General features: G+C 72.3%; 6 protein-coding genes. 3 read left to right on the top strand and 3 right to left on the bottom strand.

Annotation, left to right across the window (positions count from 1 at the left end):
- Positions 1–707: 707 nt before the first annotated feature.
- The gene (locus AB0898_RS21960) at positions 708–1,556 is read left to right on the top strand and encodes a helix-turn-helix transcriptional regulator (protein ID WP_366804635.1); all 849 of its coding nucleotides are present in this window, start codon (positions 708–710) and stop codon (positions 1,554–1,556) included.
- 321 nt (positions 1,557–1,877) lie between these two features.
- Positions 1,878–4,286, top strand: a complete 2,409-nt coding sequence (locus AB0898_RS21955; RefSeq protein ID WP_366804634.1) for a M4 family metallopeptidase — start codon at positions 1,878–1,880, stop codon at positions 4,284–4,286.
- 79 nt (positions 4,287–4,365) lie between these two features.
- On the opposite strand, the gene AB0898_RS21950 is transcribed toward AB0898_RS21955, so the two are convergent.
- From AB0898_RS21950 to AB0898_RS21940, 3 genes are all read right to left on the bottom strand, one after another.
- Complete coding sequence (locus AB0898_RS21950) at positions 4,366–5,601, bottom strand: glycoside hydrolase family 64 protein (protein WP_407078384.1); 1,236 nt, start codon at positions 5,599–5,601, stop codon at positions 4,366–4,368.
- Positions 5,602–5,716: 115 nt separating this feature from the next.
- Positions 5,717–6,472 carry a dienelactone hydrolase family protein gene (locus tag AB0898_RS21945; RefSeq protein WP_366804633.1) on the bottom strand — a complete coding sequence of 252 codons (756 nt, stop codon included), beginning with the start codon at positions 6,470–6,472 and terminating at the stop codon, positions 5,717–5,719.
- Positions 6,473–6,576: 104 nt separating this feature from the next.
- Positions 6,577–7,197 carry an L-threonylcarbamoyladenylate synthase gene (locus tag AB0898_RS21940; protein WP_366804632.1) on the bottom strand — a complete coding sequence of 207 codons (621 nt, stop codon included), beginning with the start codon at positions 7,195–7,197 and terminating at the stop codon, positions 6,577–6,579.
- Positions 7,198–7,358: 161 nt separating this feature from the next.
- Here AB0898_RS21940 and AB0898_RS21935 point away from each other — a divergent pair, with 161 nt between their 5' ends.
- Positions 7,359–8,864: a helix-turn-helix domain-containing protein gene (locus AB0898_RS21935; RefSeq protein ID WP_366804631.1), complete on the top strand. Its 1,506-nt coding sequence runs from the start codon at positions 7,359–7,361 to the stop codon at positions 8,862–8,864.
- Positions 8,865–8,903 lie beyond the last annotated feature (39 nt).

The raw sequence follows: 8,903 nt of genomic DNA, 5'->3' as shown, positions 1-8,903 counted from the left end.
CGGGTTCCCTGCACCCCTCGTGCGCCGGGTGGGTCCCCAGCCTTCGCGCCCCGGCGGGTTTCCTGCCCTCCCCCGTGACTGGGTGAGCCCTCGACCCCCATGCCCCGGGTGGGTCCTCGACCTCCGTGCCCCGGGTGGGTCCTCGACCTCCGTGCCCCGGGTGGGTCCTCGACCTCCGTGCCCCGGGTGGGTCCTTGGCCCCCGTGCCCTGGGTGGGGCCCTGGCCTTCGCGCCTCGGCGGGTCCCTGGCGCAGTGCGCCGGGCGGTCCTCGGCCCCCGTGTGCCCGGCGCCGTCCTTGGCCTTCGCGCCCCGGCGGGTCCCTGGCGCCGTGTCCCGGGTGGGCTCTAGGCCCCCGTGCGCCGGACGGTCCTCGACCCCCGTGCGCCGGGCGCGTCCTTGGCCTTCGCGCCCCGGCGGGTTCCCTGCCCCCGTGCCCCGGGCGGGTCTTCGGCCCTCGTGCGTCGGGCGAATCCTCGGCCCCCGTGCCCCGGGTAGGTTCCCCGGCCCCGTGCCCCGGGCGGGCCCTCGGTCCTGTGCCCCGGGGGCCCTAGCCCCCGTGCCCCGGACGGGTCCCCAGCCCCCGTGCGCCGGGTGGGTCCCCCGCCCCGCGCCCCGGCGGGCCCTCGGTCTTCGTGTCACGGCGGGCCCCCGCGTCCCCGCCCCGTCCGACCCCGCGTACCGCGCCCCGCGCTGCCACACTGGAGGCATGAGCGGCGTCAGCGGCGACCCCAAGGAGCTCGGTACCTTCCTGCGGACGCGCCGGGCCGAGCTGGACCCGGCGCAGGTGGGACTGCCCGACACCGGCACCCCGCGCCGGGTGGCGGGGCTGCGCCGTGAGGAGGTCGCCCGGCTGGCGTCGATCAGCACCGACTACTACACCCGGGTCGAGCAGGGCCGGATGCGGGCCTCGGCACCCGTCCTCGACGCGCTCGCCCGTGCCCTGCGGCTCAGCGGCGACCAGCGGGCCTATCTGTTCGGGCTGGCCGGACGGACGCCGTTCGACCCCTCCCCGGGGCCGGGCCGCGCCGTCGCCCCGCACACCCGCAGGCTCCTGGACCAGCTGACCGGATCACCGGCCCTGGTCCTGTCCGGCACCATGGACGTGCTGGCCTGGAACCGGCTCGCCGCCGCCCTCTTCACCGACTTCGGCCGCCACCCCGAGCGGGACCGCAACTACGTCTGGCTGCTCTTCTCCGACCCCGAGATGCGCGCCCGCTACGACGACTGGCGCGCCGGGGCCCGCTCCTGCGTGGCGTATCTGCGGATGCACACCGCCCGCCGCCCCGACGACCCCCGGCTGCGCGCGCTGCTGGCCCGGATGTCCGCCTACAGCGACTTCCAGCGCTGGTGGCAGGCGCGCGAGGTCGCCGTCCAGGGGACCGGGAGCAAGGTGTTCCGCCATCCCGTGGCCGGCATCCTCGTCCTCGACTGGGACACGCTGACCAGCTCCACCGCGCCCGACCAGCACATCGTCGTCTGGACGGCCCGGCCGGGCAGCTCCTCCGAGGATGCCCTGCGGCGCCTCGCCCAGTCACCGGCCGCGCGCCGAGCCTGACCGCCGTCCCGTCCTCACCTGTCTTGCCTTTTCTTTGACGAGTCGTCAACGAGGCTTTGCCGACAGAGGTTTGAGGATCACCCATATGTTACGGCCGCTTTGCGAGCCCTAGGGAAAACCCTCGGTTGCCCGCTCCGTGGATGACATGTGCTGGTCAACGGTGCCATTCTCGCCCGGTACGCACATCCTTCCCACGCTCTTCACGCTTCACCTCTCGTCGCACAGCACGGTCCCGCACAGCTCAGCTCGCCCGGGCAGCACACCCGTCTGCCCGGTCTGTCACCGGCCGCGCCCCCGGCGGCCGCAGCAGGAGGAGTACGAGTGAGACGCCTTCCCCACGGACGCCTTTCCCGCAGAGGCGCCACGGTCGGAGCCGCCCTGGTCTCCACCGCGGCCTTCCTGGCCGTCGGCATCCAGGCGAACCCCGCGGCAGCCCGGCCCGCCGCCCCCCACCCCGGCTCGCTGCGCACCGGCGCGCTGGAGGCCAAGCTCAGCCCCGCCCAGCACGCCGCGCTCCTGAAGAGCGCCAAGGGCAACGTCTCCCGGACCGCCCGCACCCTCGGCCTCGGCGCCAAGGAGAAGCTGGTCGTCCGGGACGTCGTCAAGGACAACGACGGTACGGTGCACACCCGTTACGAGCGCACGTACGCGGGCCTGCCGGTCCTCGGCGGCGACCTCGTGGTGCACACCCCGCCCGCCTCCCTGGCCGCGGGCACCGTCAGCACCACGTTCAACAGCAAGCGGACGATCAAGGTCGCCTCCACCACCGCGGCCGTCACCAAGTCCGCCGCCCGGTCCACCGCGCTCAAGGCCGCCAAGGCCCTGAAGGCGGAGAAGCCCGCCGCCGACAGCGCGCGCAAGGTGATCTGGGCCGGCTCCGGCACCCCGAAGCTCGCCTGGGAGTCCGTGATCGGCGGCTTCCAGGACGACGGCACGCCGAGCAAGCTGCACGTCGTCACCGACGCCACCACCGGCAAGGAGCTGTACCGCTACCAGGCGGTCCAGACCGGCACCGGCAAGACCCAGTACAGCGGCACGGTCAGCCTCAACACCACGCTGTCCGGCTCCACTTACCAGCTGTACGACACCACGCGCGGCGGCCACAAGACGTACAACCTGAACAAGGGCACCTCCGGCACCGGAACCCTGTTCACCGACGCCGACGACGTGTGGGGCTCCGGCGCGGGCTCCGACACCCAGACCGCCGCGGCCGACGCGGCCTACGGCGCCCAGGAGACCTGGGACTTCTACAAGAACACCTTCGGCCGCAGCGGCATCCGCAACGACGGCGTCGCCGCCTACAGCCGGGTCCACTACAGCAGCGGGTACGTCAACGCCTTCTGGGACGACTCCTGCTTCTGCATGACCTACGGCGACGGCACGGGCAACACCCACGCCCTCACCTCGCTGGACGTCGCGGGCCACGAGATGAGCCACGGCGTCACCTCGAACACCGCCGGGCTCAACTACACCGGCGAGTCGGGCGGGTTGAACGAGGCGACCTCCGACATCTTCGGCACCGGCGTGGAGTTCTACGCGAACAACACCTCGGACCCCGGTGACTACCTCATCGGCGAGAAGATCGACATCAACGGCGACGGCTCCCCGCTGCGTTACATGGACAAGCCCAGCAAGGACGGCGCGTCCAAGGACAGCTGGTCCTCCAGCCTCGGCGGCCTCGACGTGCACTACTCCTCGGGCCCGGCGAACCACTTCTTCTACCTGCTCTCCGAGGGCAGTGGCACCAAGGTCATCAACGGTGTCACCTACAACAGCCCGACCTCCGACGGCGTCGCCGTCACCGGGATCGGCCGGGACAAGGCCCTCCAGATCTGGTACAAGGCGCTGACGACGTACATGACGTCCAGCACCAACTACGCGGGCGCCCGCACCGCCGCCCTGAACGCGGCCACCGCGCTCTACGGCGCCAACTCCGCCGAGTACGCGGCCGTCGGCAACGCGTTCGCCGGGATCAACGTCGGCAGCCACATCAACCCGCCGGCGGACGGCGTGACCGTCACGAACCCGGGCAGCCAGTCCGCCACGGTCGGCAAGGCGGTCAGCCTCCAGATACAGGCGAGCAGCACCAACAGCGGCGCGCTCAGCTACAGCGCCTCCGGGCTGCCGGCCGGGCTGTCCATCAATAGCTCGACGGGTCTGATCTCCGGCACGCCCACCACGGCGGGCACCTCCAGCACCACGGTCACGGTCACCGACTCGGCGGGCAAGACCGGCACGGCGGCCTTCTCCTGGACCGTCAGCGCCACCGGCGGCGGCTGCTCCGCGACCCAGCTGCTCGCCAACCCCGGCTTCGAGTCCGGCAACACCGGCTGGACCGCGACCAGCGGCGTCATCACCACCGACAGCGGCCAGGCCAGCCACGGCGGTTCGTACAAGGCGTGGCTCGACGGCTACGGCTCCTCGCACACCGACACGCTGTCCCAGTCGGTGACGATCCCCTCGGGCTGCAAGGCGTCGCTCACCTTCTGGCTGCACATCGACTCGGCGGAGACCACCACCAGCACGCAGTACGACAAGCTGACGGTGACCGCCGGTTCGACCACGCTGGCCACGTACTCGAACCTCAACAAGGCCTCGGGCTACACCCAGAAGACCTTCGACCTGTCCTCGCTGGCGGGCCAGACGGTCACCCTGAAGTTCAACGGGGTCGAGGACTCCTCGCTCCAGACCAGCTTCGTGGTGGACGACACCGCCCTCACGACCAGCTGACCCGCGCACCTCGCGACGCGGCCCCCGTGCACGGAACCTTCCGTGCACGGGGGCCGCGTCGTGTGCGGGTCGGGTGCGCTCAGCTCAGCGGGTCGAGCGTGAGGTACGCCGTCTGCGGGTTGCCGTCGTTGACGAGCGACTCGTGGTTGCCGACGTCGTCGAAGGCGAACGCGTACGCCTTGCCGTCGGCCATCTGGGAGTGAATGGCCTTGGCGTACTGGTTCGTCACCCCGTCCTGGTAGAAGCCGGCGTCCGAGGAGTCCGGCTGGTTGGGGTTGGTGAGCAGGGTGGAGCGGTTGTAACCGGCGCACAGGGTACGGGAGATGGGGCCCCGCACCTGGTCGTTCGGCGCGTCCAGCAGGTTGTGGCAGCCGAAGATGCTGCCCGCGTCCGGCTTCTGGAAGCTGGTCACGACCGCGCCGGAGGAGTTGGTGAAGTTCATGACGTTGCCCGAAACCCGGCCAAAATACTTGGTGTTGGGCTGGTCCGTGAACGGTGTGACGGTCAGGGTCTGCGAGGAGTACTTCTGCCAGACCCGGTTGACGTAGTCGTCCATCACGTTGGAGGGCAGCGCCCCGGTCTCCACGCCGTACAGCGGGGAGAGCGCGCGCAGCACGGTGCCGTCCGAGCGGGTCTGGACGAGGCCCGACCAGCCGGACTTGCCGCGCAGGGTGTTCAACACGTTCGTGTAGCCACCGGACTTGAGGTGACCCGTGCTGACCGTCGACCCGTCGCTGCGCTTCACCCCGACCGCGTACGGCGCCGAGAACATGTCGACCTGCGTGCTGTTGAGCCACAGGCCGCCGTCGTTGAGCGTGTACTCGGACCAGCTGAACAGGGTGTCGCGGTTGGGGTCCGAGGGGTTCTGCACGGCCGGCTGCACCAGACCGCCGGTGGTGAGCCGGAAGTCGAGCTTCTTGCCGTAGGAGAAGTAGATCCGGCCGGAGAACTTCGGTATCCGGATCGTGGCCGTCTGGCCGGGTCCCGGCCCGGCGATCGAGGCGTCGGGCGCGGGGGTCGGCGGGTTGCCGCCCGCGGGCCAGGCGTGGAAGCCGCCGTTCGCGTCGGCCCAGCCCTGCCGTCCCGAGGACAGCTGGGTGCCCAGGTCGTAGATGTAGACCTGGTCACCCCGGCCCGAGTTGTTGGTGATCTGGAGCGGGATCGTGTCCGGCACCGCCGCAACGGCCTGCTGCGGGGCTCCGAACACGACCACCCCGCCGACCAGGGCGGCCACGGCCGCCGCGCTCGTCGCGAACCGCGGGATTCTTCGAGTCAACTCTCCACCTCCGTGTGGGGATCGGGGCGGAACGGACATTGGTCCGTACCTGCATGAGAGCGCTCTCAGAGTGCGGGCGGAACGGAGGACTGTCAATTGCTCCGGTCGGACACGTTGGGTAACTCCCTTGTCCAGCCGTTTAATTGACGGTACGTCAGAAGGTTCGCCGCAGCAGGTCCAGCAGGGCGCGCCAGTGGCGTTCGTCGGCCTCCTCGTCGTAGGCCGTCGTGTCCGACTGGGTGTAGCCGTGGGTGGCGCCCGGGTAGACCTCGGCGGTGTGGCGGACGCCCGCCTCGGTGAGGGCGTTCTCCAGGCGGTCGCGCTGGGACCTGGGCAGGGAGCGGTCCTGGTCGGCGTGGCCGAAGTACAGCTCCGCCGTGATGTTCCCGGCGCCCAGGTGGGGGCTGTCGGGCTCCTCGGTCGCCAGGTTGCCGCCGTGGAAGCCCGCGGCCGCGGTGACCCGGTCCGGATGGGTGGCCGCCGTGCGCAGCGCGAGCCGGGCGCCCATGCAGTAGCCGACCAGCGCGACCGGCCCGTCCGCGACCAGCGGATCGGCGGCCATCCGGTCCAGGAAGGCGTCCGCGTCGCGCTCCGCCTGGTCCGGCTTCAGCGAGCCGACCAGCGGGCCGAGCCGCCGCCAGATGGACGGATCGGCCTCCGTGTCGATGAACTCGGGCAGCTCCACGACCGGGGCCGGCCCCCGACGGTAGAACACGTTCGGCACCAGGACCGTGTACCCCTCGGCGGCCAGCCGGCCGGCCATCTCCCGCAGCCGGGGCCGCAGCCCGTAGGCGTCCTGGTAGAAGAGGACGCCCGGGTGCGGCTTTCCGTCCGCCGGGTGGACGAGATAGGCGTCGGCGACGCCGTCCTTCGTCGGGATCTGAATCGTCGTGCCCTCGACGGCGGTCATCGCGCGAGCCTCCTGGCGTCACCGGCGCCCGGCGGGATGCCCCGGCGCCCCTCCCGGCTCATGCTGCCACGCAAGATCCACGGCGGAGCGTCCGGCCCGCCGCCTCACTCGAACAGCGACACGTCCCCCGCGCCCCGGCGCACGATCTCCGGCTCCCCGGAGGAGAAGTCCACCACCGTGGTCGGCTCCGTGCCGCACTCCCCGGAGTCCACCACCGCGTCCACCACATGGTCGAGCCGGTCCTTGATCTCCCAGCCCTGCGTCGGCGGCTCCTCCTCGTCCGGCAGCAGCAGCGTGCTGGACACCAGCGGCTCACCCAGCTCCGCGAGCAGCGCCTGCGTCACCACATGGTCCGGGATGCGCACCCCCACCGTCCGCTTCTTCGGATGCAGCAGCTTGCGCGGCACCTCCGGGGTGGCCGGCAGGATGAAGGTGTAACTCCCGGGCGTCGCCGCCTTGATCGCCCGGAACACGTCGTTGTCGATCCGCACGAACTGCCCGAGCTGCGCGAAGTCCCGGCACATCAGCGTGAAATGGTGCCGGTCGTCCAGATGGCGGATGGAACGGATGCGCTCCATGCCGTCCTTGCTGCCCAGTTGGCAGCCCAGCGCGTAACAGGAGTCCGTGGGATACGCGATCAGCGCCCCCGAACGCACCGCGTCGGCGATCTGCGCGACGGCGCGCGGCTGCGGGTTCTCGGGATGCACGTCGTAATACTTCGCCATCCGCCGAGCTTATGCCGTCGCCGCCGTCCCGGGCCGCACCCCGCCCGCGCGGCCCCGGCCGCGCCGTGTTCTGCGGCACACCCAGGCGTCCACCGCGCCCTCTTCGGGTAACGTCCAACGACGAAACCCGAGGTCAGCACCGATATGAGGAGCGAAACGACGTGGCCGCCCGAGCAGCCGACGGCCCCCCGGAGCCGTACGGCCCCGACGCCCTCTGGGCGGAGCAACTGCTCGACCAGCTCCGCCCCGCCGTCCGCGACCCGCGCCGTGTCGTCGACTGGCTCGCCCGGACCGTACGCGCCTCGGCGAGCCTCCAGGACGCCCACGGCACCGTCCTCGCGGGCGACCCCCTGCCGCTCGACCCCGCACTCGTCGGACGGGTCGCCAGGGGCGGACTCTCCTCGGCCGCCCTGGAGGAGGACGGCCGCCACATCCGGCTCACCACGACCACCGGCGCCGCCCTGGCCGTCGCCCGCGCCGAACCCTTCGACCGCCGCGCCGCCGAGATCGTCCACCGCACCGCCACCGTCCTCGCCCTCCTGCTGCGGGAGAGCGAACTCGCCGACGCCGCACGGCGATTGCGCCGAGCCTCCGCCGACCTGCGCCTGGCGATCCTGCAACTGCTCATGGTCGAGGACGTCGTCTCCGCCCGCCGCGTGGCCGCCGGACTCTGGCCCGGACTGCTCGAACAGGACACCGCCCGCGTCTACGTCGTCGAGGCGTCCCCCGCCGAGCGCGACGCCCTCGCCGAGGGCTGCGCCGAGGCCACAGAAGGCGGCGCGCTCGTCGTGCGCTGCCCCGCCATGGACGGCCACGTCATCGTCGTCAGCCCCGCGCCCGCCGCCGGACAGCGGCTGCGCGCCCTCCTCGACGACCACCCCGGTGTCCACCTCGGCGGCAGCACCCGCCAGCGCCTCGCCCGCACCGCCACCGCCTACGGGCAGGCCGTCAGTGCCCTCGCCGTCGCCCGCCACCGGCCCGACCGCAGCGCCGTCTACGCCGAACGCACCCACCCCGAGCGGCTGTTGGACCCCGCCGCGCTGCGCGCCTGGTCCGCCGCCCTGCTCCGCCCGCTCGACACCCTGCCCCACCACATACGCGCCGAACTCCTCGCCACCACCCGGCTCGGCCTGGACTTCACCGCCGTCAACGCGGCCAAGGTGCTCGGCGTCAGCCGCAACACCGTCCGCGCCCGCATGGAACGCGTCGCCGCCCTGCTCGGCACCGACCTGACCGACCTCACCGCACGCGCCGCCGTACGCCTCGCCCTCGTCACCGAGGCCGCCCACGGCCCGTACGACCCCGGCGCCGCACGGCCCCGCACGCCCGCCGGACTCGGCGGACTGCTCGGCTCGCCCGCGCTGCGCGACTGGGCCGGCACCCTGCTCGGCCGCCTCGACGCCGACGGCCGGGACCTGCGCGGCACCCTGCGCGCCTGGATCGCCGCCGGGGCCAACGCCGAACGCGCCGCCCGCGAACGGGGCGTGCACGCACAGACCGTGCGCGAGCACGTCCGGGCCGCCGAACCCGTCCTGGAGCGGCAGCTGCTGGCCGGCGGCACCGATCTGTACGAGATCGTCCTCGCCCATCTGGCCTGCGGCGAGCTCCAGTTGCTCCCGCACTGCGGTTCGAACGGGGATCAAGCGGACGCGGCTGTGCACGAGTGAGTGACCGTCGCCCCCGACCGGGCACGGACGCGATGGCCA

It is taken from the genome of Streptomyces sp. NPDC005435, assembly GCF_040703155.1.
Classification (GTDB): Bacteria; Actinomycetota; Actinomycetes; order Streptomycetales; family Streptomycetaceae; genus Streptomyces.
The sequence above is the reverse complement of the archived record's forward strand: the minus strand, read 5'-3'. Positions and strand labels throughout refer to the sequence as shown.

Coding starts and splice junctions, on each gene's coding strand:
- AB0898_RS21950 (WP_407078384.1), bottom strand. CDS start 5,601: ATGTCCGTTCCGCCCCGATCCCCACACGGAGGTGGAGAGTTGACTCGA.
- AB0898_RS21960 (WP_366804635.1), top strand. CDS start 708: ATGAGCGGCGTCAGCGGCGACCCCAAGGAGCTCGGTACCTTCCTGCGG.
- AB0898_RS21945 (WP_366804633.1), bottom strand. CDS start 6,472: ATGACCGCCGTCGAGGGCACGACGATTCAGATCCCGACGAAGGACGGC.
- AB0898_RS21940 (WP_366804632.1), bottom strand. CDS start 7,197: ATGGCGAAGTATTACGACGTGCATCCCGAGAACCCGCAGCCGCGCGCC.